Origin of the sequence: Pseudomonas sp. B21-032, assembly GCF_024748965.1 — a bacterium.
Lineage (GTDB): Bacteria > Pseudomonadota > Gammaproteobacteria > Pseudomonadales > Pseudomonadaceae > Aquipseudomonas.
Window position 1 is genome coordinate 2,581,067 of the sequence record NZ_CP087180.1, and the last position, 21,874, is coordinate 2,602,940.

Genomic DNA, 21,874 nt, shown 5'->3' on the forward strand with positions numbered 1-21,874 from the left:
ATCAGGCCGGGAACAGCTCGCTCAGTTTCATCGACAGCATCATGTCGCCTTCAACGCGCAGTTTGCCGCCCATGAAGGCCTGCATGCCGTCGGTTTCGCCGCTGACGATACCCTTGAGGGTGTCGCTGTCCAGCACCAGGGTGCAGTTGGCGTCGGCGTTTTCGCCTTCCTGGATTTCGCAGGTGCCATCCTTGACGATGAGGGCGTAGTGCTTGTCTTCGTCAGTGATGTTGAAACCGAATACCAGGTCCAGGCCAGCGGCGGCGGCTGGGTTGAACTTGGCTTTCATCGCTTCGACGGCTTTTGCTACATCGCTCATGGTGTGTTCCTTATTAAGTGATTTGCGTGACGGGTGAGGTCACAACGAGCCGGGGTTCATCGGTAGGTGATGAGCTCCGGCGCCTTCAACAGCTGCACATGGGCCTGGCTGTTGAAGGAAGCCAGGGCCACCTCGCGGCCGCGAAACTTCAGTTGGCTGAGCGAGGTGTTGATGATCTGCCAGTTCAGCTCGAAAGCCTGGCCGGCAGTGATACGGGTTACCAGGTGGAGCAGGGCGGCAATGGTGCCGCCCGAGGTGAAAATGGCAATGTTGTCGCCGTTGCCGGCCTGTTGCAGCACCCGCTGCAGGCCGCCATCGACCCGCTGGACAAAGCCCTGCCAGCTCTCGGCGCCTTCGCAGGCGTGTTCGCCGCCATGCCAGCGCTGCACCAGCAAGGCGAACAGGCGCTGGAACTCGCTGCGGTTCTGAGTGCCGTTGCGCAGGACGTGCAAGGCTTCGGGCTCGTCCGGCAACAGGCCGGGCAGCAGGCCGCGGATCACGCCGTCGGCATCGAATTCGTTGAAGGCATTGTCGGTCTCCAGCGTGGGCACTTCGCAACCGGCGTTGTGCATCACAGCCATGGCCAGGCGCGCGGTGTCCTGCTGGCGGCGCAAGTCGCCAGCCAGGCAGCGGTCCAGGCGCAAGCCCAGTTGCGCCAGGTGCTCGCCCAGGGCCTCGCTCTGGCGCATGCCCACGGGCGAGAGGACGTCGTAGTCGTCTGCACCAAATGAAGCCTGGCCATGTCGAATCAGGTAGATACTGCCCACGTCGTCCGCCTGCGCTAAGGATGAGCCGAGGTTAGGTTGCCGCTGTCAGGCTGTCAACGAAAAAACATACAAGCGTTTGAAAAGAGCGTTTGAACTGCATTGCCGAAGATTTCCTGCGCTGGCAGGGGCAGGGCGGCCTCGGTATGCTTGACTATCGGTTCGCGCCGCACGGGCGCAGGCATGTTAAGGAGTTACTGTGGAGTTTCTTGCAGAGTACGCAAGCTTTCTCGCCAAGACCGCGACCCTGGTGATCGCGATTCTGATTGTCCTCTCGGCAATTGCCGGTTTGCGCGGCAAGGGCCGGCGCAAGGGCGGCGGCCAGTTGCAGGTCAATAAGCTCAATGAGTTCTACAAGGACTTGCGTGAGCGCCTGGAAAGCAGCTTGCTGGACAAGGCCCAGTTAAAAGCCTTGCGCAAGCAGCAGGCCAAGGCCGAAAAACAACTGAAGAAAAAGCCCGAAGAAAAAAGCCGAGTGTTCGTCCTCGACTTCGACGGCGACATCAAGGCCTCGGCCACCGAGAGCCTGCGCCATGAAATCAGCGCGGTGCTGAGCCTGGCCACGGCCCAGGACGAGGTGGTGCTGCGCCTTGAAAGCGGCGGTGGGATGGTCCATAGCTATGGCCTGGCGGCCTCGCAACTGGCGCGTATTCGCCAGGCTGGCGTGCCATTGACCGTGTGCATCGACAAGGTCGCCGCCAGCGGTGGCTACATGATGGCCTGCATCGGCGACAAGATCGTCAGCGCACCCTTTGCCATCCTTGGTTCGATCGGCGTGGTGGCGCAGCTGCCCAACGTCAACCGCCTGCTGAAAAAACACGACGTCGACTTCGAAGTGTTCACCGCCGGTGAATACAAACGCACCGTGACCGTGTTCGGCGAGAATACCGAAAAAGGCCGGGAGAAGTTCCAGGAAGACCTGGACATCACCCACCAGTTGTTCAAGGACTTCGTCTCGCGCTACCGCCCGCAGTTGCACATCGATGATGTTGCCACCGGTGAGGTCTGGCTCGGCGTTGCCGCGCTGAACAAGCAACTGGTCGACCAGTTGATGACCAGCGACGAGTACCTGAGCCAGCGCGCCCGCGAGGCCAACCTCTATCAGCTGCACTTTGCCGAGCGCAAAAGCCTGCAGGAGCGTGTGGGCCTGGCGGCCAGCGGTTCGCTCGAGCACCTGGCGGTCAAGCTCTGGAGCCGTCTCAGTGGCCGGCTGTGGTAACCGGCTAGCCCTGCAACGCCCAAGCATTAATTAGCACCCTGGCGGTGCTTGCGGCAGGTCTCCTAGGCATTCAAGCCAACAGGAGACTTGCCATGACCACCCCCGCTTCACTATCCGTTCCCGGCCTGCATGGCCCGTTCATTTCGCAACGCCTGCCGGCCTGGCTTCGCCATGCCAGGCCCGAAGACTTCGAGCGCATGGGCGCGCAGTTGCTGGCGCAGCAGCATGGCCGCGAGCAGCAAGACTGGTTTGCGACTGCCAGCGCAGCGGAACAAACGCTACTGGTCGATTACCAGCAGCGCAGCCGCCGCTCCGGCCAGCGCCTGGCCCGTGAGCTGAAAGACCTCAAAGGCATCGGCGCGTTTTGCGAGCCCTTGCTCAAGGCCCGGCTCAAAGCCGAGCTCGGGGCGGAGCCTGATGTCGACTTCGATGAGTTCGTGCACATCGAGCGTGAATCGGTGCTGCTGGGGTCAATGCTCAGGACTGTCCCGCGCCGCCAGAGCCTGATGCAGGCGGCATTGCAAAACTTTGCCGCCGGCAGCGAGTTTGAAGCCGGCACTGCGCTGGCGCCCAAGGACGCTTTCTTTCTTGAACTGATACCGGGGACCGAGCAGGGCTACCCGCGTTTTCGCTATCGCTACACGCAAAAGCTCGATATCGAACCCCAGGCGTTTGCCCGCGTATGCCATGACCTGGACCTGGGCGGGCAATACCAGCGGCACCTGAGCGAAGTGTTCGAGACACCGGCCAGCAGCGCCCTGCGTCGTAGCCTGGCAATCGAGCTGTACAAGGATCAGTTAAGGGTGAACCTGCAGGTCGCCTTCATGAAAAAACTGATCAGCGAGCGGGGACGTCAGGCCTTGCTCGATCTGTTGAGTGGCGTGCGGGCGCCGCGCTGGAATGGCAAGCCCGTGCGTTGCAGCCAACTGAGCATGTTCGAAGCGCCGCTGTCCGATGTGCTGGTGATCGGGCCTGAACGCAACGACAATCGCGTCGAGCCGGTGATCCTCTACCTGCCGGGGGCGCCGGGCGCGGCGCTCAAGGAGTACCCGTCGGTCAAGGCCGCTAGCGACGACCTGAAGGTCCTGCTGCGCAAACCCGCGTACCAGTCGCTGTTGCGCGGCTATGTTGCTCACCAATCGCAGCAGCATGTATTGAAGCGGCTGGAGGAGGCGCTGTATCACCTGGTCAATGATGGCGACGGCCTGCACTGGCGGCGGCCGAACCCGGACGCCAACCTGCATGTGCGCGAGACCTTCATCGACCAGGAACTGTTTGGCTACCTGCAGGACCGTCACCTGCAGAAGATCAAGGATGAGGCGCGGGCCTTGGCCGTGCCCAGCGCCGACGCCGATGACCAGGCCTGGCGCGAGCGCCTGGCTTATTGGGAGTCGATCGGTTTCAACCTGCTCAATGCCGCAGCGTTTTTTGTCCCCTCGCTCGGGGCGGTGATGGCCGCCGTGGCGGCGGCGCAACTGATCGGCGAGGTGGTCGAAGGTGCCCACGCCTGGGAGGCTGGCGAGCTGGCCGAGGCCTGGACGCACCTTGAATCGGTCGGCCTCAATGTTGCCTTCATCGCCGGGCTGGGCCTTGCCGGCAGGGCCCTCGAGCCAATTGCGGCCAGCGAAGCGATCAATGGCCTGGTCAAGGTCAGGCTGCCCGATGGTCAATTGCGCTTGTGGCAGCCTGCGCTGGGCGACTACACCCAGGACATCGACCTGCAAGGAATCGAGCCCGACAGCAACGGTCACTACCTGGTCGAGGGCAAGCGCTACATCCGCCTGGGTAACGATACTTTCGCCGTAGCGACAACCGAAACCGGGCAGTGGAGCATCCTCCATCCGGCAGACCCATCGGCTTACCGGCCTGTGCTTGAACACAATGGCCAGGGCAACTGGCGGGTGATCGGCGAGCAACCCTTGGGTTGGAGTCGCCTGCAGCTGTTGCAGCGACTGGGGCATGCCGCCGAGGGGCTCAGCGACGTCGAGCGGCTGCAGGCGGCTGATATCAGCGGGGTCAGCGATGATGTCTTGCGCGCCATTTACGCCACGCAGCAACCACTGCCACCGGTGCTGGCCGATACCTTGCAGCGTTTACGCCTGGACCGCCAGCTCGAAAACTGGATCGGCAACCTGCGCAGCGGCTCGCCGGGCGGCGTGGGCCGGGATTTTGCCGTGGTACTGGCCACCGAACTGCCCAACTGGCTGGACCTGCCGATCGAAGTGTTTCGCGGCCCCGAGTTATGGGGTGACTCGACGGTATACGGCCTGGCCCGTTGGCCTGATTCGGCGACGTTCAAGGTGCTGATGAGTGAGCTCTACGCCAACCAGTTGCCCGAAGCCATACTGCAGCGCTTCGATGAACAGGCTATCAAGCGTCTGCTGGGTGCCCATGTGCAACCTGCTGATCGCCTTCAGGCACTGCGTAACGCATTGGCAGCGCGGGCGCAGCTCAGGCGTGCGGCGATATTCGAGAGCATCTATGCGACGCCTGCCCTGCAGGCGCAAGCAGAGGTGCGTCTGCTGCAACGGGGCTTCCCCTTGCTGCCCCTGCAGGCCGCTGAAGAACTGCTCAACCATGCCACCCCGGCCGAACTGGGCACGCTGCAGCAAGCCGCTGCCCGGGTGCCCCTGCGCCTGGCCGAGGAGGCCCGGTTGTACCAGCGGCAGGTGCGCTTGAACCGTGCGTTCGAAGGGATCTACCAACCGCGTTTGGCCAGCCTGGACAGTGACCTGCTGATGCTGCGGCTGCTCGATCAATTGCCGGGCTGGACTGCCCGGGTTCACCTGCAAGTGCGTGCCGAAACGTTCGATGGCGAGCTACTGGCGTCGGTTGGCGAGCCGAGCGGCGAACTCAAGACCCTGCTGTGCAAAGACCAGCGATACAGCGCCTTCGATGCGCACGGCAACCAACTGACCGTCAACGACGACATGGCCGGGGCGCTGTTGCGGGCACTGCCGGACAGTGAACGCCAGTCACTGGGGCTGCAGATTGGCGAGCGGGATCGCTTGCAGGCGACGCTGGCGGCGTTGGCCTCGGCAGACCGGCTTCGCGCTTCACGCTTGCTCGGCCAGCAGCCGGTACGCCCCTGGTTGCGCTCGCCGCTGAGCCTGGCCGATGGACGCCTGGGCTACCCGCTCAGTGGCCGTGGCGCGGTTGGCAATCGATTCGACAACAGCCTGTTGAGCCAGGTCCGCAGCCTGTATCCGATTCTGGAGCCGCAAGAGGCGCAGCGTTTGCTTCAGGAACTGGGCGCGACCGAGGTTGAGCAGGCCCAGGCGCTGGAGCAGCGTCGGCAAGAGTACCGGCAGTTGAGTGAAACGTTGAAGCAATGGGCCGGCCAGGAGCAGGATTTAGGGGTTGGTGCGATGGTAGCCCCGGCAAACTCGCCGGCGCTGATTCGGGTAGTTGAACAAATCAAAAAGGCCTGGCGCCGGGAAACTGCCCGTGTCCACGCCGGTGACGGACGCTTTATCGGCTACCGTCTGGACTTGAGCAACTGGCGTCTGGGCGCGTTGCCGCCGTTGACCGCAGACTTCAGTCACATTAGCGACCTGGGTCTCTCGGCAATGGGCTTGCGATCAGTGCCGGCAAGCTTTCTGCAGGTTTTCAGCAGGCTGCGCTGGCTCGATCTCAACGGCAACCGCCTGACCGGGCTTGACGAGGCAATCGGCGAACTGCAGGGCCTGACCCGGCTACAAGTACGCCATAACAACCTGGAGATGACCGAGGCGACCCAGGCGGTGCTGGGGCGGCTCACGCAACTGGAACTGTTGTATCTGGATGACAATCCGCTGAACCAGCCACCTGCAGTCGGAGCAATGTCGCAGTTGCTCAACCTGTCTTTGCGAGGCACCCAGATCAGCACCTGGCCTGAGGGGGTGTTCGAGCTTGAGCGGCTGGTAGAGCTGGATTTGCGCCTCAACCGGATTCGCCATATACCCGACGCGGTACTGCAGACCACGCCACAGGTAGTGAGGATCAATGGCATCACCAGCCTGCATGGCAATCCCCTGGATACCTTTAGCCTTGACCGGCTCGAGAGCTACCGCCAGCGCACCGGGGTGAATTTCCAGGTAGCGCCGGACCTGCGTGGTCCACACCTAGAAGCACCAGCATCACCTGCGGCGCACTGGCTGACCGGTGCCAGTGTGGCCAGGGTGGCGCAGATCAATGGGTATTGGAGTGCGCTGGCTGAAAATCCGCAAAGTGGCGAGTTCTTTCGCCTGCTCAACGATTTGCGCAATACCGCCGATTTTCGCCGCGACTACCCCGCGCTGCGCGCACGGGTATGGAACATGCTCACTGCCGCCAACGACTATGAGGATGTGCGTACCGCGTTGTTCGAGTTTGCCAATCACGTGGATACTTGCGGCGATGGCATCATTCTGGTGTTCAGCCAGTTGGAGGTGCTGGTGCTGGTGGAGCAAGCCAAGCGCGCCGGGACAGTGGTCGGCGCCGAGTACGCGCTGATCGACCTGGCCCGTGGCTTGAGCCGCCTGGATGCAGTGGAGCGGATTGCCTTGGGTGATATCGCCGAGCGGCGCACGGCAGGGCTTCAGGTTGACGATGTGGAAGTGCGTTTGGCGTATCGCATAGGGCTGGCTGAACGCCTGGACCTGCCGGGGCAGCCGCAAAGCATGCTGTTCGAACGCCTGGCCAATGTCACCGCCGCGCAACTGGACAGCGCTGCTACCGAGGTGCTGGCGGGAGAGACGCCGGAATCCTTGAAGGCGGGTATTGCGGGGCGGGACTTCTGGATCGAGTTTCTCAGGGCGCGTTACGCAACGCGTTTCGAAGAGGTCAACAAGCCTTACTTTGCTCGGCTGGAAGCGCTGGACGCCGACAAGCAGTCGATGAGCGATCAGGCTTACCGCTCACGCTCGGAAACCATTGGCAAGAGGCGCAAGGAGGATGAGCAGCGCTTGATCGAGACGCTGACCACGGATATCTGGAACAGCGTGCCGGACCAGGTTACCCATCTGTAACCCTGGCGCCCGTGCCAAGCCAGGCACGGGCGCCTTTTTACATTCAGCGACGACGGAACAGCGGTTGCGGTTCGTCAGTGGCGGCCTGGTAGGTCACCGAGAAGTCCTGCAGGCTCTTCAGCGCTTCGACCGGGTCCTTGTCGGCACGCAGGGCAAAAGCATCGAAGCCGCAACGCTTCATGTAGAACAACTGGTCGCGCAGCACGTCGCCAATGGCGCGCAGCTCGCCGGTGAACTTGTAGCGGTCACGCAGCAGGCGCGCGTTGGAGTAGTTGCGCCCGTCGGTGAAGGCCGGGAAGTTCAGGGCAATGACCTGGAACTGGTTGGCCACTTCGCCGATTTCTTCGGCTTCTTCGTCGGCGTCCAGCCAGACGCCCAGGCCGCCGTCGCGGGCCTTGAGCATATGGCCGTGTTCACGCCACAGCTGCAGCGGCACGATGTAGTCGTCGCAGTTGGTCACTTCGTCGATGTTGAAATCCTTGGGCAGCAGGTGCCAGGTTTCGTCGACGATCTGGTTGTTCTTAATGATTCGCTGCATAGACGCGTTCCTTGAATGGGTCGATGCCAATACGTTGGTAGGTGTCGATGAAGCGCTCGTCTTCGGTACGTTTTTCAACGTAGACGTCGATCAGCTTCTCGATCACATCCGGCATGTCGTCCTGGGCAAAGGAAGGGCCGAGGATCTTGCCCAGGCTGGCGTCGCGGCTGGCGCTGCCCCCCAGGGAGACCTGGTAGAACTCTTCGCCTTTCTTGTCGACCCCGAGGATGCCGATATGGCCGACGTGGTGGTGACCGCAGGCGTTCATGCAACCGGAGATGTTCAGGTCCAGCTCACCGATGTCGAACAGGTAGTCGAGGTCGTCGAAACGGCGCTGGATGGACTCGGCGATCGGGATCGACTTGGCGTTGGCCAGCGAGCAGAAGTCACCGCCCGGGCAGCAGATGATGTCGGTCAGCAGGCCGATGTTCGGCGTGGCCAAGCCGTTTTCGCGCAGCTCCAGCCACAGGGCGTGCAACTGGCTCTGCTCGACGTCGGCAAGAATGATGTTCTGCTCGTGGGAGGTGCGCAGCTGGCCGAAGCTGTAGCGCTCGGCCAGGTCGGCCACGCTATCCAGTTGCTTGTCGGTGAGGTCGCCGGGGGCGACGCCGGTAGGCTTGAGCGACAGGGTCACGGCGACGTAGCCAGGGCGCTTGTGTGCCAGCACGTTGCGCGTGCGCCAGCGGGCAAAGCCCGGGTGCTGCTGTTCGAGCTCACTGAAGTCGAGGTTGTCCAGCGCCTTGTAGTCCGGGTCGACAAAGTGCTTGGCCACGCGGTGCACTTCGGATTCGGTCAGGGTGGTGCTGCCGCCGCGCAGGTGGGCCATTTCGGCCTCGACCTTCTCGGCGAACACTTCAGGGGTGAGCGCCTTGACCAGGATCTTGATCCGCGCCTTGTACTTGTTGTCGCGACGGCCGTAGCGGTTGTACACCCGCAGGATCGCGTCCAGGTAGCTGAGCAGGTCCTGCCAGGGCAGGAACTCGTTGATGAAGGCGCCGACCACCGGGGTACGGCCCAGGCCGCCACCGACCAGTACGCGAAAGCCCAGCTCGCCGGCTGCGTTGTACACAGGCTCCAGGCCGATATCGTGCACTTCGATGGCCGCACGGTCGCTGCTCGAGCCGTTGATGGCGATCTTGAACTTGCGCGGCAGGTAGGCGAATTCTGGGTGGAAGGTGGTCCACTGGCGGACGATCTCGCACCAGGGGCGCGGGTCGATCACTTCATCGGCAGCGACACCGGCGAACTGGTCGGTGGTGACGTTGCGCAGGCAGTTGCCGCTGGTCTGGATCGCGTGCATCTGCACGGTGGCAAGCTCGGCCAGGATCTCGGGGATGTCTTCCAGGGCTGGCCAGTTGTACTGCACGTTCTGCCGGGTGCTGATGTGGGCGTAGCCCTTGTCGTAGTCGCGCGCGATCTTCGCCAGCATCCGTGTCTGGCGCGAGGTCAGCTGGCCATAAGGCACGGCGACCCGCAACATCGGGGCAAAACGTTGGATATAGAGGCCATTTTGCAGGCGCAGGGGGCGGAACTCTTCTTCGCTCAGTTCACCGGCCAGGTAGCGGCTGGTCTGATCCCGGAACTGCTTGACGCGGTCCTCGATGATCCGCTGATCGTACTCGTCGTATACGTACATAGGGGTCCTGTTCTCAAGCTGCTTGCAGCTAATCGCGCGCACGGCCGCGCACTCCGATGCGGAGCCGAGGAAAGATAGCAGTTTGCGTTTATGCGCAAAAGTGAAGTTTTTGCATATGAAAAGAACCATTTGGACTAAGTGAGACTGACTGGCATTTGTCCAATGTGCCACTACGGGCGGTTATAATTGGCGGTTTGAATAGCGGGAGCGTCAACGCATGCTCAAGGCCTTGTGCCAAAGCCTTTGCCTGAGCCTGCCACTGGTGGCCGGCGCGCAGGCGGCTTCAGTGGTGTTTCTCAATCCGGGCTATTCCAACGAGACATTCTGGGTCAGTTATTCGCGTTTCATGCAGGCTGCCGCCGACGATCTGGGCCTGCAGTTGCGTATCCAGTACAGCGAGCGCCGGCCTGAGCTGGCGCTGACCCAGGCCCGTGAAGTGCTCGAAGGCCGCCAGCGCCCGGACTATCTGGTGCTGGTCAACGAACAGTACATTGCCCCGGAGATCATCCGCCTGTCCCGCGACAGCGGGGTCAAGCTGTTCCTGGTCAACAACGGCCTGACGCCGAACCAGGCCGAGCTGATTGCCAGCCACCCGGACAAATACCCGCCCTTGCTCGCCACCCTGGTGGGCAATGACGAGCAGGCCGGCTACCAGATGCTCAAAACCCTGATTGCCCTGCGTGCCCGCCCGGGGGTGACCCGGCCGTTGGAGCTGCTGGCGTTTTCCGGGCTCAAGACCACCCCGGCCTCGCAGTTGCGCGAGCAGGGCATGCGCCGCGCCCTGGCCGAGCACCCCGAGGTGCGCCTGCGCCAGGTGGTGTATGGCGGCTGGGGCCGCGAGCGTGCCTACGAACAGGCCCGCCAGCTGTTACAGCGCTACCCGAAGGTCGAGCTGGTGTGGTCGGCCAACGACGAAATGGCCTTTGGCGCCATGCAGGCGCTGGAGGAAGCTGGGCGCGTGCCGGGCAAGGATGTGCTGCTGAGCGCCGTCAACAGCTCGCCGGCGGCGTTGCAGGCGCGCATCGACGGGCGCCTGAGCGTGCTCATGGGCGGACACTTTTCCCTCGGCGGCTGGGCCATGGTGTTACTGCACGATGATGCGCTGAAACTGCCAATCGACCGTGATGGCCGGCGCGAATACCAGGTGCCGGTGCTGCAGATGATCGACCCGCAACGGGCCCGGCGCTGGCTGAACCTGCAGGATCAAGCCGACTACGGCCTGGATTTCAACCGTTTCAGTGCCCAGGGCCATGCGCCGGATTACCGCTACCCGTTTCTCAACGCCCCGGTCGAATATTGAAATACCCCTGCTTGAGCAATGGCCATTGCTGAACTTAACTGCTACGGGTGACATGCATTCCCATAAACACTACAAGAGGCGATGCAATGGGAAATTCGACCAAAGCGGGTAAGCCTGACAGCAGTGTCGATGCCTGGGCGATACTCTGTCTGATCATCCTCGTGGTAGTGACCGCCGTGTACTGGGTCAGCCACCAGTGACATCACCCGATGGGTAACAGTGAACCGCCCGCAGAATGGACATCTGCGGGCGGACTGCTTTTCAGCGGGCGGTCAGGTGCATGGCCAGTTGCACCAGCCCGATCAATACCAGAATGAACAGCAAGGTGAACAGGGTGCCCAGCGCAATGAAGTGGCTGGCCTTGCCGTGGTTGAAGTCGCGGGCGCGGTTCTTGCCGCTCTGCACCCCGAAGGCCGCTGCCAGGATGCTTTGCAGCATCTGCCAGAAGGTCGGGGGTTTGCCTTGGGCGGGTTCGTCCATGAGGGGCTCCTTATAAAAGGCATCCCCCTCAGTGTAGACGGTAGCTGCAAGCTATGAGCTACAAGCTACAAGAAGCTGGTGCGCCTTCTTGCAGCTTGTAGCTTGAAGCTTGCAGCTTCAGTTGTCATAACCAAGGTTAGGCGCCAGCCAGCGCTCGCTCACGCTCAGCTCCTGGCCTTTGCGCGCGGTGTAGCTCTGCACCTGGTCCTTGTCGACCTTGCCGACGGCAAAGTACTGCGCCTGCGGGTGGGCGAAATACCAGCCGCTGACCGCCGCCGCCGGGAACATGGCGAAGTGCTCGGTGAGGAACACGCCGCTGGGCCCGGTTTCGCCGATGGCGGTGCCGTCGAGCAGGCGGAACAGGGTTTCCTTCTCGGTGTGGTCCGGGCAGGCCGGGTAGCCCGGGGCAGGGCGGATACCCGAGTACTGCTCCTTGATCAGCGCCTCGTTGTCCAGGTGCTCGTCCTTGGCGTAACCCCAGTAGTCTTTGCGCACCTGTTCATGCAGCCATTCGGCGCAGGCCTCGGCCAGGCGGTCGGCGAGGGCCTTGACCATGATCGAGTTGTAGTCGTCGCCCTTGTCCTGGTACGCCTTGGCCACTTCCTCGGCGCCGATGCCGGCGGTGGTGATGAAGCCGCCGACGTAATCGGTGATGCCGGTGTCTTTAGGTGCGACGAAGTCGGCCAGGGAGAAATTCGGCTTGTTGTCCGGCTTGATGGTCTGCTGGCGCAGGTGGTGCAGCTGCGCCAGTGGCTGACCATCGGCGCCATAGACTTCGATGTCGTCATGGTTGACCTGGTTGGCCGGCCAGAAGCCGAACACCGCGCGGGCGCTGATCAGCTTTTCGTCGATCAGCTTGGCGAGCATTTCCTGGGCATCCTTGAACAGCGCGGTCGCGGCTTCGCCGACCACTTCGTCAGTGAGGATGCGCGGGTACTTGCCGGCCAGGTCCCAGGAGATGAAGAACGGCGTCCAGTCGATGTACTCGGCCAGTACCTTGAGGTCGATGTTCTCCAGCACCTTGACGCCGGTGAAGCTCGGCACCACCGGCTGGTAACCGGCCCAGTCATACTTGGGCTTGGCGGCGATCGACTGCTCGTAGCTCAGGCGCTCGGTGCGGGCGCTGCGGTTGGCGGTACGCTCGCGCACTTCGATGTAGTCCAGGCGGGTCTTCTCGACAAAGCCGGGCTTGAGTTCCTTGGACAGCAACTGGGTGGCGACGCCCACCGCGCGTGAGGCGTCGGTGACGTAGATCACCGCGTCGTTGCTGTACTTGGGCTCGATCTTCACCGCCGTGTGGGCCTTCGAGGTGGTCGCGCCGCCGATCATCAGCGGCAGGTGGAAGTCCTGGCGCTGCATTTCGCGGGCAACATGGACCATCTCGTCCAGCGACGGGGTGATCAAGCCGGACAGGCCGATGATGTCGCATTTTTGCTCGCGGGCGGTTTGCAGGATCTTCTCGGCCGGGACCATGACGCCGAGGTCGACGATGTCATAGCCGTTGCAACCGAGCACCACGCCGACGATGTTCTTGCCGATGTCGTGCACGTCGCCCTTGACCGTGGCCATGAGGATCTTGCCCTTGGCTTCGGGCTTGTCGCCTTTTTCCAGTTCAATGAAGGGAATCAGGTGCGCTACCGCCTGCTTCATTACCCGCGCCGATTTGACCACCTGGGGCAGGAACATCTTGCCGGCGCCGAACAGGTCGCCGACCACGTTCATGCCGCTCATCAGCGGGCCTTCGATCACCTCGATCGGGCGCGCGCACTGCTGGCGGCACTCTTCGGTGTCTTCCACGATAAAGGCGGTGATGCCCTTGACCAGCGCATGTTCCAGGCGCTTGCCAACCGGCAGCGAGCGCCATTCCTCGTTCTCGACTTCCTTGACCGCGCCGCCGCCCTTGTAGTCGTCGGCGATCGCCAGCAGGGCGTCGGTGCCTTCCGGGGTGCGGTTGAGCACCACGTCCTCGACCCGCTCGCGCAGCGCCGGCGGGATCTCGTCGTAGATCTCCAGCTGGCCGGCGTTGACGATACCCATGGTCAGGCCGTTCTGGATCGCGTGGTAGAGGAACACCGAGTGGATCGCCTCGCGCACCGGGTTGTTGCCACGGAACGAGAACGACACGTTGGAAACACCGCCCGAGCTCAGGGCGTAGGGCAGGTGGTCGCGGATATAGGCGCAGGCTTCGATGAAGTCGACGGCGTAGTTGTTGTGCTCCTCGATGCCGGTGGCAACGGCGAAGATGTTCGGGTCGAAGATGATGTCTTCGGCCGGAAAGCCCACTTCGTTGACCAGGATGTCGTAGCTGCGCTGGCAGATCTCGCGCTTGCGCGCGGCGGTGTCGGCCTGGCCGACCTCGTCGAAGGCCATCACCACCACGGCAGCGCCGTAGCGCTTGCACAGCTTGGCGTGATGCTTGAAGGCCTCGACGCCTTCCTTCATCGAGATCGAGTTGACGATGCCCTTGCCCTGGATGCACTTGAGCCCGGCTTCGATCACTTCCCACTTGGAGGAGTCGATCATGATCGGTACGCGGGAGATGTCCGGTTCACCGGCGATCAGGTTGAGGAACTTGACCATGGCCGCCTGGGAATCGAGCATCCCTTCGTCCATGTTGATGTCGATCACCTGGGCGCCGGCCTCGACCTGCTGCAGGGCGACTTCCAGCGCTTCGGTGTAGTTCTCTTCGCGGATCAAGCGGGCGAACTTGGCGGAACCGGTGATGTTGGTGCGCTCACCGACGTTGACGAACAACGAGTTGCGGTCGATGGTGAACGGCTCAAGGCCCGACAGCCGGCAGGCCTTGGGGATGTCCGGAATCGCCCGTGGCGGGTACTTGGCGACCGCCTCGGCAATCGCCTGGATATGCCCCGGGGTGGTACCGCAGCAGCCGCCGATGATGTTCAAGAAGCCGCTGGCGGCGAACTCTTCGACCACCACGGCCATTTCGGCCGGGGTTTCGTCGTACTCACCGAAGGCGTTCGGCAGGCCGGCGTTGGGGTGCGCCGAGACATGGGTGCCGGCTTTGCTCGACAGCTCTTCGAGGTAGGGGCGCAGGTCCTTGGCACCGAGGGCGCAGTTCAGGCCCACCGAGATCGGGTTGGCATGGCGCACCGAGTTCCAGAACGCTTCGGTGGTCTGCCCCGACAGGGTGCGGCCGGAAGCATCGGTGATGGTCCCGGAGATCATGATCGGCAATTCGACGCGGTCTTCCTCGAACACCTGCTGCACGGCGAAGATCGCCGCCTTGGCGTTGAGGGTGTCGAAGATGGTCTCGATCAGGATCAGGTCGGCGCCGCCAGCGATCAGGCCGCGGGTCGCCTCAAGGTAGTTTTCTACCAGCAGGTCGAAGGTGACGTTGCGATAGCCCGGGTCGTTGACGTCGGGGGAAATCGAGCAGGTGCGGCTGGTGGGGCCGAGCACGCCGGCAACGAAGCGCGGTTTGTCCGGGGTTTCGAGGGTCTTGGCGTCGGCGACCTGACGGGCGATGCGTGCGCCTTCGAGGTTAAGCTCATAGGCCAGCGACTCCATGCCGTAGTCGGCCTGGGAAATCTGCGTGGCGTTGAAGGTGTTGGTTTCGAGAATGTCGGCGCCGGCGTCCAGGTAGGCCTTCTCGATGGCGGCGATGACGTCGGGGCGCGACAGCAGCAACAGGTCGTTGTTGCCTTTGACATCGCTTGGCCAATCGGCGAAGCGCGTGCCACGATAGTCGTGTTCCTCGAGGCGGTAGCTTTGGATCATAGTACCCATGCCGCCATCGAGAATCAGGATGCGCTCTTTGAGTGCTTGCTGAAGTGCTTGGAAACGAGCGCTGCGGTCAGACATAGGACTACCTGGTCGGGCAAAAACAAAAGTTGCGGAATAATAACAAAGCTGCGCGGTTTTTAGACGTGTTGAAGATTTACATGAATTTCATTCATGTTGGCACGCCGCCAGCACCGGTAGAATCGTGAAGCTATCAATACCCAGGACATTCGGCACATGGTGCATCGCTTTCTTGCCGGCGCTTTCGCTCTGTTCATCAGCGGCGTGGCGTTGGGGCAAGCCCCTCAATCAAGCTCGGCTATTTCGTATACCCGGGACATCCAACCGATCTTCACCGAGAAATGCGTGGCCTGCCACGCCTGCAACGACGCGGCCTGCCAGCTCAACCTGGGCAGTGCCGAGGGCGCCTCGCGCGGTGCCTCCAAGGTGCCGGTGTACCAGGGCGAGCGCAGCAAGGCGGTCGCGCCGACGCGCTTATTCTACGATGCCACCAGCACCGAAGGCTGGCAGCGCAAGGGCTTTTACTCGGTGCTCGACAACCAGGGCAGCCAGGCCGCGCTGATGGCGCGCATGCTCGAGCTTGGGCACAAGACTCCGCTGACGCCCAACGCCAAGTTGCCCGATGAGATTGTCCTGGGCCTGAACCGCAACAACATGTGCCCATTGCCCGGCGAGTTCGACGCCTATGCCGGCGCGCACCCGAAAGAGGGCATGCCGCTGGCGGTTACCGGCCTCACCGATGCCCAGTACCAGACCCTGCAGCGCTGGTTGGCGGCCGGTGCGCCGGTGGAGCACGAGCCGATCCAGCCGAGCGCCAGGGAGGCCGCGCAAATTGCCGACTGGGAAGCGTTGCTCAACCGCCCCGGTTCGACCGAAGCGCTGGTCGGGCGCTGGCTGTACGAGCACCTGTTCCTTGCCCACATCCACTTTGTTGGCGGCGAGCAGGGGCATTTCTTCCAGTGGGTACGTTCGCGCACCCCAAGCGGCCAGCCGATCGACCTGATCGCCACGCGCCGGCCCAACGACCCGCCGGGCACCGACTTCTATTACCGGCTGATGCCGGTGCAGGGCGTGATCGTGCATAAAACCCACATCACCTACCCGATGGGCCCGCAGAAGCTCAAGCGCGTCAAGCAGCTGTTCTACAGCGGCGACTGGCACGCCAATGCGCTGCCTGGCTACGGCCCGCGTCACCGCGCCAACCCGTTCGAGACCTTCGAAGCGATCCCGGCGGTGGCCCGTTACCAGTTCATGCTGGATAACGCCGAGTACTTCGTGCGCACCTTCATCCGCGGCCCGGTGTGCCGAGGCCAGATTGCCACCGACGTGATCCGCGACAACTTCTGGACGCTGTTCCAGGAGCCGGCCCACGACCGTTACCTGACCGATGCCGAGTACCGCGGCCAGGCCACGCCGCTGCTGGCGATGCCCGGGCAGATCGACGACGTCGGCAGCATCCTGACCCTCTGGCATGCCTACCGCGACAAGCGCAACGAGTACGAAAAGCTGCGCCGCGAGGCTTATGCCGAAGTGCCGCCGCCGAGCTGGTCGACCCTCTGGGCCGGCAACGACAACGCGCTGCTGACCATCTTCCGTCACTTTGACAGCGCCTCGGTGAGCAAGGGCCTGATCGGTGACGTGCCAAAAACCATCTGGCTGTTCGACTACCCGCTGTTCGAACGCACCTACTACCAGCTGGCGGTCAACTTCGATGTCTATGGCAACGTCTCGCACCAGGCGCAGACGCGGCTGTACTTCGACCTGATCCGCAATGGCGCTGAGGTCAACTTCCTGCGCCTGATGCCGGCCGATGCCCGTGGCGCGATCCTCAGCGACTGGTACCAGAACGGCGGCAAGGTGAAGATGTGGATGGACTATGAGGACATCGACACCGACACCCCGAGCGCACTGAAACTCGACAAGCGCGACCCCAAGCGTGACTTCGGTCTCAAGCTGATCCAGCGCACCGGCAGCCTCAACGCCGCGCCCGACCCGATCAACCGCTGCCAGGGCGCCTATTGCTCGCGGCCGCAAATGAGCGAGGAGTTCCGTGATGTCGAGCAGTCGCTGAGCCGCCTGGTCTCGCGCCCGGCGGCGGGCCTCAAGGTGATCAATCAGTTGCCTGAAGCGACCATGCTGCGCATCGAAGGGCAGGGCGGCCAGCGCCAGGTCTACAGCCTGTTGCGCAACCGCGCGCACAGCAACGTCGCCTTCATGCTCGGCGAGGCCTACCGCTACCAGCCGGGCCTGGACACCCTGACCCTGGTGCCGGGCGTGCTCAGCAGCTACCCCAACTTCATGTTCAACGTTCCGGCCAGCGATGTGCCGGAGTTCGTCGAAGACCTGGAAGCGGCTCGCGACGACACCGCCAGGTTCGAGCGCATCGTCATGCGCTGGGGTGTGCGCCGCAGCCATCCGCAGTTCTGGCAGTACTTCCATGACCTCGACAGCTACATCAAGGAGACCGACGCGGTGGAGTCGGGGGTGCTCGACATGAACCGCTACGAGAACCTGTAAACATGACCGCCGGGAAGGTCGCCTGACCTTTCCCGGCAACCTGTGGTCCGAGCTCTCATGCGGCCCCGGTTCCGGCCGGGGCTTGAGTGGGACTTAAGACGCAGGTAACCGGATGCTGTATTCGCTTCAGGCTTTAAGGGCGCTTGCCGCCTGGGTGGTGGTTTGCCATCACTTCATGCAGATTTTCTTCGACTTCCATGCCAGTGGCCCGATTGGACAGTTCTTGACTGACCGCGGCGCCGTGGGCGTGGATGTGTTCTTCGTCATCAGCGGTCTGGTGATCTACCTCTCGACCCGCGACAAGGCCATGCCGGCCCGTCGCTTTCTGCTCAACCGGGCGCTGCGCATCGTGCCGGCCTACTGGTTCTACACCGCACTGATGGCCTTGCTGCTGGTCGCCGCCAGCCAGTGGATGCCGCACCAGGCCATCGACCTTGAGCATTTTCTCTTGTCGTTGCTGTTCATTCCGGCTGAGAACCCCGGCGGTTACGGCCAGTACCCGACCCTCAATGTCGGCTGGACCCTGAACTACGAGATGTTCTTCTACCTGCTGTTCTCGCTGGTGTTCGTGGTCCGCCAGCAACACCGGCTATTGCTGGTGGCGTTAGCATTGCTGCTGGTCAGCGAGGTGCTAACCCGCGCCGGGCTGCTCAATCACTTCTACCGTAACAATATCGTCTATGAATTTTTGCTCGGTATCGGCATCGGCGTGCTCTACCGGCGCGGCTGGATCGCCCAGGGCCTGTGGCTGCCGCTGGCGATCCTGGCGGCGGCGGGGCTGGCGATCTATCACCTGGATGCCTCGATGCGCTTGCTGCACTGGGGCGTGCCGAGCGCGTTGATTGTTTTCGCCTGCATTGCCCTGGAGCCGTACTTCAAGGGCAACCGCCTGCTCAAGGCGCTGGGCGATTGCTCGTACTCGGTGTACTTGATCCACGTGCTGGTGCTGTATGCCGGCTGGTTTGCAAGCGAGCGCCTGAACCTCAGCCCGTATGCGGTATTTGCCCTGTGCGTACCGTTGATCGCCGGGCTGTCGTGGGCCAGTTATCTGCTGCTGGAAAAGCGTTTGTACCGGCGCATGAGCGCCTGGTTCGAGGCCCGGCGCGGCACACCGGTGGCGGTAACCCTTTCCTGACAGAATTACTAGGACTTTGTTCGGCGGCCAGGTTGGCGTAAACTGCCGGCAAGTCTGTGAGGAACTTCCATGAGCGCCATAACTATTACCGACGCCGCGCATGATTACCTGGCCGATCTGCTGGAAAAGCAGAACACCCCGGGTATTGGCATTCGCATTTTCATTACCCAACCGGGCACCACCTACGCTGAAACCTGCATTGCCTACTGCAAGCCGGGCGAGGAGAAGCCGGAAGACGAGGCGGTAGGTCTGAAGACCTTCACTGCCTACCTTGACGCGGTCAGCATTCCGTTTCTTGAGGATGCCGTGGTCGACTACGCTACCGACCGCATGGGCGGCCAGCTGACCATCAAGGCACCGAACGCCAAGGTGCCGATGGTCAACGAAGACAGCCCGGTCAACGAGCGCATCAACTACTACCTGCAAACCGAGATCAACCCGGGGCTGGCCAGCCACGGCGGCCAGGTCAGCCTGATCGAAGTGGTCGAGGACGGCATCGCCGTGCTGCAGTTCGGTGGTGGTTGCCAGGGCTGCGGCCAGGCCGACGTGACCTTGAAGGAAGGCATCGAGCGGACCTTGCTCGAGCGCATTCCCGAGCTCAAGGGTGTGCGTGATGTGACTGACCACAGTCAGAAAGAAAACGCTTACTACTAAAGTCTGATCACGGGTCAAGTACGCTTCTTGTGGGAGCGGGCTTGACCCGCGATGGTTTGCAAGCCTCAAAAGTCATAACTGACACTCGCATAGTAAAACGCCCCCTGCGCCCCCTCCGGCGAGGTAATCGAATACTTCGGCACCCCATACAACTGTGGCCCATCGAGCTTGTCCGGATGGCTGTCGAACAGGTTGATCGCGCCCACCGATAATTTCAGCCCCTGGTCGAAGCTGTAGCTCAGGTCCAGGTCGGTGATCCACTGCGCGCTGAAGGTCTGGTCCAGGTCCGGGTTGCTGCTGTTCAGGCTCTGCCACTCGCCATAGCGGCGCTGGGTCAGGGTCACGCCCCAGTTCTCGTACAGCCAGTTGGCGCTCAAGGTCAGTTTGTCTTCCGGCGTGCCGTGTTCGATCAGGCCTTGGGTGGCGCGGCCGACGATCTGCTCGCCGCTGATACCGCCGACATCGCGCAGCTCGGTGATCCGCGTGCGGGTCTTGGCAAAGCCTGCGTTGAGGTTGAGCCGGCCAAACGGCTGCAAGTCCCACTGGTACTGCCCGGCCAGCTCGACGCCGTCGGTGCGGGTGTCGGCGATGTTGGTGTAGAACGCCGCGCTCTGGATGTTGGCGTAGGGCGTGCCGGCAAAGATCGGCCCGACCACGTTGCCCGGCAGCTGGTCGGAGAGGGTGATGCGGTTGTCGATATCGATGCGGTAAGCGTCGAGGGTCACTGAGGCATTGCTCAGTGGCCGCCAGACCAGCCCCAGCGACAGGTTGGTGGACTCTTCCGGCTTTAACGCCCGGCCACCCAGCAAGGCCGCTTCCGGGCTGTCGGCGCGCAGGGTGCGCTGCTGCACCTCGACCCAGTTGCCGCTGCCCGAAGGCTGCTCGACTACCTGCACACTAAACGACGAAAGGCCGCTCTGCACCAGCGACGGCGCGCGGTAGCCGGAGCTGATGCTGCCGCGCGCGGCAATCTGCGGGGTGAAGTCGTAGCGCAGCGACAGCTTGCCGTTGGTGGTGTCGCCAAAGTCCGAATAGTGCTCGGAACGCACCGCCACCCCGGCCTGGAACTTGTCGGTGATCTGCCCTTCAACATCGACATAGGCACCGAGCACCTTGCGCTCAAGCGAGGCGGCATCGACCTGGGTGATGCCAGCGTAGTAACCGGGAATGCGCCGGCCAGTGAGCGGGTCGAGGGTGTTGAACAGCGGCCCGTTCTGCCAGCCGGCCGCTTCGCCGGCACTCAGGCTGTAGTGCTCCTTGCGCCAGGCCAGGCCCGCCGACAGGGTCAGCGGCTTGGCCAGCAGGTCGGTGGGGAAGTCGCGGACCCAGTCCAGGGTCAGGTTGGTCTGCTCGTTCTCGCGCTCGCCGGTGTAGATTTTATCCGGGCTGGCGTTGCCCCAGCTGGGGTTGATGGCATTGCGGTCGGTGGACTTGAGCGTGTCGTTGCCGTAGTTGGCGGCCAGGTCGAACTTGCCCAGGTGTTCATCTTCGTAACGCAGGCCACCCGTCACGGCGTAGTCTTCGAGGTTGTAGCGGGTGATCGGCAGGCGCCCGTCCGGATAGCGCTGCAGGGCTACGCTGGCGTAGTTGTTGCGCAGGGTGGTGGGCGGGTCGAAGAAGCCTTCGGCGTCGGTATTCTTGTGCGCGTAGGTGGCAAAGCCGTAGGCGCTCAGGCCGTCGCCGATGCCCAGCTCGCTGTTGGCCACCAGGTTGTACTGGTCCGAGACATTGCCCGAGCCCCAGTTCCAGGTGCGGTAGCGGTTGTTCTGTTCGCGCTCGCTGTTGATGTTGGTCGAGCCTGGGTAAAAGATCCGGTTGTCCGCGCGGGTGTCGCTGGCCGGGTCCTGGCTGCCGGCATCGAAACTCAGGTTGAGAAAGCCATCGTTGGGCAGCGCCAGGCCTTTCCAGCCACTGAGCTTGCGCTGCAGGCCGTCGCCCTTGGCGTAGCCGCCGAAGCGATAGCCGAGGTTGCCACCGGCGTCGTTCTCTTTGAGCACGATGTTGATCACCCCGGCGATGGCATCCGAGCCGTACTGGGCGGCGGCGCCGTCACGCAGGATCTCCACCCGTGAGATGGCGCTCAACGGGATCAGGCTCAAGTCCACCGCCGCCGCGCCGCGGCCGTTGGCCAGGCCCTGGCGGGTGACGTTGGCGCTGCTGTGGCGGCGCTTGCCGTTGACCAGCACCAAGACCTGGTCGGAGGCCAGGCCGCGCAACGAGGCGCCCTGGGCGATGGAGCCGGCAAAGGCGCCTTGCGGCGACTGCGGGAAGCTGAACGACGGCGACAGCGCGGTGAGCGCCCCGGACAAATCCTGGGCGCCGGTTTCCTGCAACTGCTCGGCGCTGAGCACATCCACCGGGGCGGCGCTCTGCAGGGCGGTGACATCACTGCGGCGGGTGCCGACCACCACCACGGTGTCGAGCTTGCTGTCGCTGGCGCCCGGCGCCTGGGCGTAAACGCCGGGCGCGCCGAAGCCGCCGATGACCAGCGCGATGGCGCCAGCCAAGGGGGTAGGTCGGAACATGGGAACAGACTCCTGTAAGGCAGAAAGGATGCAG

General features: G+C 63.0%; 13 protein-coding genes. 6 read left to right on the top strand and 7 right to left on the bottom strand.

Going from position 1 to position 21,874, the window contains the following annotated elements; genetic code table 11:
* Window position 1 precedes the first annotated feature (1 nt).
* Window positions 2-319: an SCP2 sterol-binding domain-containing protein gene (locus LOY54_RS11905; RefSeq protein ID WP_045198572.1), complete on the bottom strand. Its 318-nt coding sequence runs from the start codon at window positions 317-319 to the stop codon at window positions 2-4.
* Between the two features lie 56 nt (window positions 320-375).
* Entirely contained in the window at window positions 376-1,086 is a 711-nt protein-coding gene (locus tag LOY54_RS11910; RefSeq protein ID WP_045198574.1) for a histidine phosphatase family protein, read from the bottom strand.
* 196 nt (window positions 1,087-1,282) lie between these two features.
* Between LOY54_RS11910 and sohB the strand changes: the two genes are divergently transcribed.
* Together sohB and LOY54_RS11920 are read left to right on the top strand one after the other, a co-directional pair.
* A complete protein-coding gene (gene sohB / locus LOY54_RS11915; protein ID WP_045198575.1) occupies window positions 1,283-2,302 on the top strand; it encodes a protease SohB in 1,020 nt (339 codons plus the stop codon).
* A 92-nt stretch (window positions 2,303-2,394) separates the two neighbouring features.
* Window positions 2,395-7,290, top strand: a complete 4,896-nt coding sequence (locus LOY54_RS11920) for an NEL-type E3 ubiquitin ligase domain-containing protein (protein WP_258610491.1) — start codon at window positions 2,395-2,397, stop codon at window positions 7,288-7,290.
* 43 nt (window positions 7,291-7,333) lie between these two features.
* Here the strand turns inward: LOY54_RS11920 and LOY54_RS11925 are convergent, their stop codons facing one another.
* Together LOY54_RS11925 and LOY54_RS11930 are read right to left on the bottom strand one after the other, a co-directional pair.
* The gene (locus tag LOY54_RS11925; RefSeq protein ID WP_045198582.1) at window positions 7,334-7,828 is read right to left on the bottom strand and encodes a DUF934 domain-containing protein; all 495 of its coding nucleotides are present in this window, start codon (window positions 7,826-7,828) and stop codon (window positions 7,334-7,336) included.
* On the bottom strand, window positions 7,812-9,464 hold the full coding sequence (locus LOY54_RS11930) for a nitrite/sulfite reductase (protein ID WP_258610492.1): 1,653 nt from the start codon (window positions 9,462-9,464) through the stop codon (window positions 7,812-7,814). Before LOY54_RS11930 ends, LOY54_RS11925 begins: the two co-directional genes overlap by 17 nt.
* Before the next feature lie 217 nt (window positions 9,465-9,681).
* Between LOY54_RS11930 and LOY54_RS11935 the strand changes: the two genes are divergently transcribed.
* On the top strand, window positions 9,682-10,764 hold the full coding sequence (locus LOY54_RS11935; RefSeq protein WP_258610493.1) for an ABC transporter substrate-binding protein: 1,083 nt from the start codon (window positions 9,682-9,684) through the stop codon (window positions 10,762-10,764).
* 261 nt (window positions 10,765-11,025) lie between these two features.
* On the opposite strand, the gene LOY54_RS11940 is transcribed toward LOY54_RS11935, so the two are convergent.
* Window positions 11,026-11,244: a DUF2970 domain-containing protein gene (locus LOY54_RS11940; RefSeq protein ID WP_258610494.1), complete on the bottom strand. Its 219-nt coding sequence runs from the start codon at window positions 11,242-11,244 to the stop codon at window positions 11,026-11,028.
* Window positions 11,245-11,361: 117 nt separating this feature from the next.
* Entirely contained in the window at window positions 11,362-15,069 is a 3,708-nt protein-coding gene (gene metH, locus LOY54_RS11945) for a methionine synthase (RefSeq protein ID WP_258610495.1), read from the bottom strand.
* Window positions 15,070-15,225: 156 nt separating this feature from the next.
* Between metH and LOY54_RS11950 the strand changes: the two genes are divergently transcribed.
* The 3 genes from LOY54_RS11950 (at window position 15,226) to nfuA (ending at window position 19,315) form a co-directional block, all read left to right on the top strand.
* Window positions 15,226-17,526 (top strand): fatty acid cis/trans isomerase, encoded by a 2,301-nt coding sequence (locus LOY54_RS11950; RefSeq protein ID WP_258610496.1) that lies wholly within the window; start codon window positions 15,226-15,228, stop codon window positions 17,524-17,526.
* 112 nt (window positions 17,527-17,638) lie between these two features.
* Window positions 17,639-18,661 (top strand): acyltransferase, encoded by a 1,023-nt coding sequence (locus tag LOY54_RS11955; protein WP_093383619.1) that lies wholly within the window; start codon window positions 17,639-17,641, stop codon window positions 18,659-18,661.
* A gap of 69 nt (window positions 18,662-18,730) precedes the next feature.
* Window positions 18,731-19,315 carry a Fe-S biogenesis protein NfuA gene (nfuA, locus tag LOY54_RS11960; protein ID WP_045198594.1) on the top strand — a complete coding sequence of 195 codons (585 nt, stop codon included), beginning with the start codon at window positions 18,731-18,733 and terminating at the stop codon, window positions 19,313-19,315.
* A 65-nt stretch (window positions 19,316-19,380) separates the two neighbouring features.
* Here nfuA and LOY54_RS11965 read toward each other — a convergent pair whose 3' ends face one another.
* Window positions 19,381-21,840, bottom strand: a complete 2,460-nt coding sequence (locus LOY54_RS11965; RefSeq protein ID WP_258610497.1) for a TonB-dependent siderophore receptor — start codon at window positions 21,838-21,840, stop codon at window positions 19,381-19,383.
* Window positions 21,841-21,874: the final 34 nt, after the last annotated feature.

Excerpts from the sequence above, each read along its gene's own strand:
- LOY54_RS11905 (WP_045198572.1), bottom strand. The coding sequence starts at position 319 with ATGAGCGATGTAGCAAAAGCCGTCGAAGCGATGAAAGCCAAGTTCAAC.
- LOY54_RS11920 (WP_258610491.1), top strand. The coding sequence starts at position 2,395 with ATGACCACCCCCGCTTCACTATCCGTTCCCGGCCTGCATGGCCCGTTC.
- LOY54_RS11925 (WP_045198582.1), bottom strand. The coding sequence starts at position 7,828 with ATGCAGCGAATCATTAAGAACAACCAGATCGTCGACGAAACCTGGCAC.
- LOY54_RS11930 (WP_258610492.1), bottom strand. The coding sequence starts at position 9,464 with ATGTACGTATACGACGAGTACGATCAGCGGATCATCGAGGACCGCGTC.
- LOY54_RS11935 (WP_258610493.1), top strand. The coding sequence starts at position 9,682 with ATGCTCAAGGCCTTGTGCCAAAGCCTTTGCCTGAGCCTGCCACTGGTG.
- LOY54_RS11940 (WP_258610494.1), bottom strand. The coding sequence starts at position 11,244 with ATGGACGAACCCGCCCAAGGCAAACCCCCGACCTTCTGGCAGATGCTG.
- metH (WP_258610495.1), bottom strand. The coding sequence starts at position 15,069 with ATGTCTGACCGCAGCGCTCGTTTCCAAGCACTTCAGCAAGCACTCAAA.
- LOY54_RS11950 (WP_258610496.1), top strand. The coding sequence starts at position 15,226 with ATGGTGCATCGCTTTCTTGCCGGCGCTTTCGCTCTGTTCATCAGCGGC.
- LOY54_RS11955 (WP_093383619.1), top strand. The coding sequence starts at position 17,639 with ATGCTGTATTCGCTTCAGGCTTTAAGGGCGCTTGCCGCCTGGGTGGTG.
- nfuA (WP_045198594.1), top strand. The coding sequence starts at position 18,731 with ATGAGCGCCATAACTATTACCGACGCCGCGCATGATTACCTGGCCGAT.
- LOY54_RS11965 (WP_258610497.1), bottom strand. The coding sequence starts at position 21,840 with ATGTTCCGACCTACCCCCTTGGCTGGCGCCATCGCGCTGGTCATCGGC.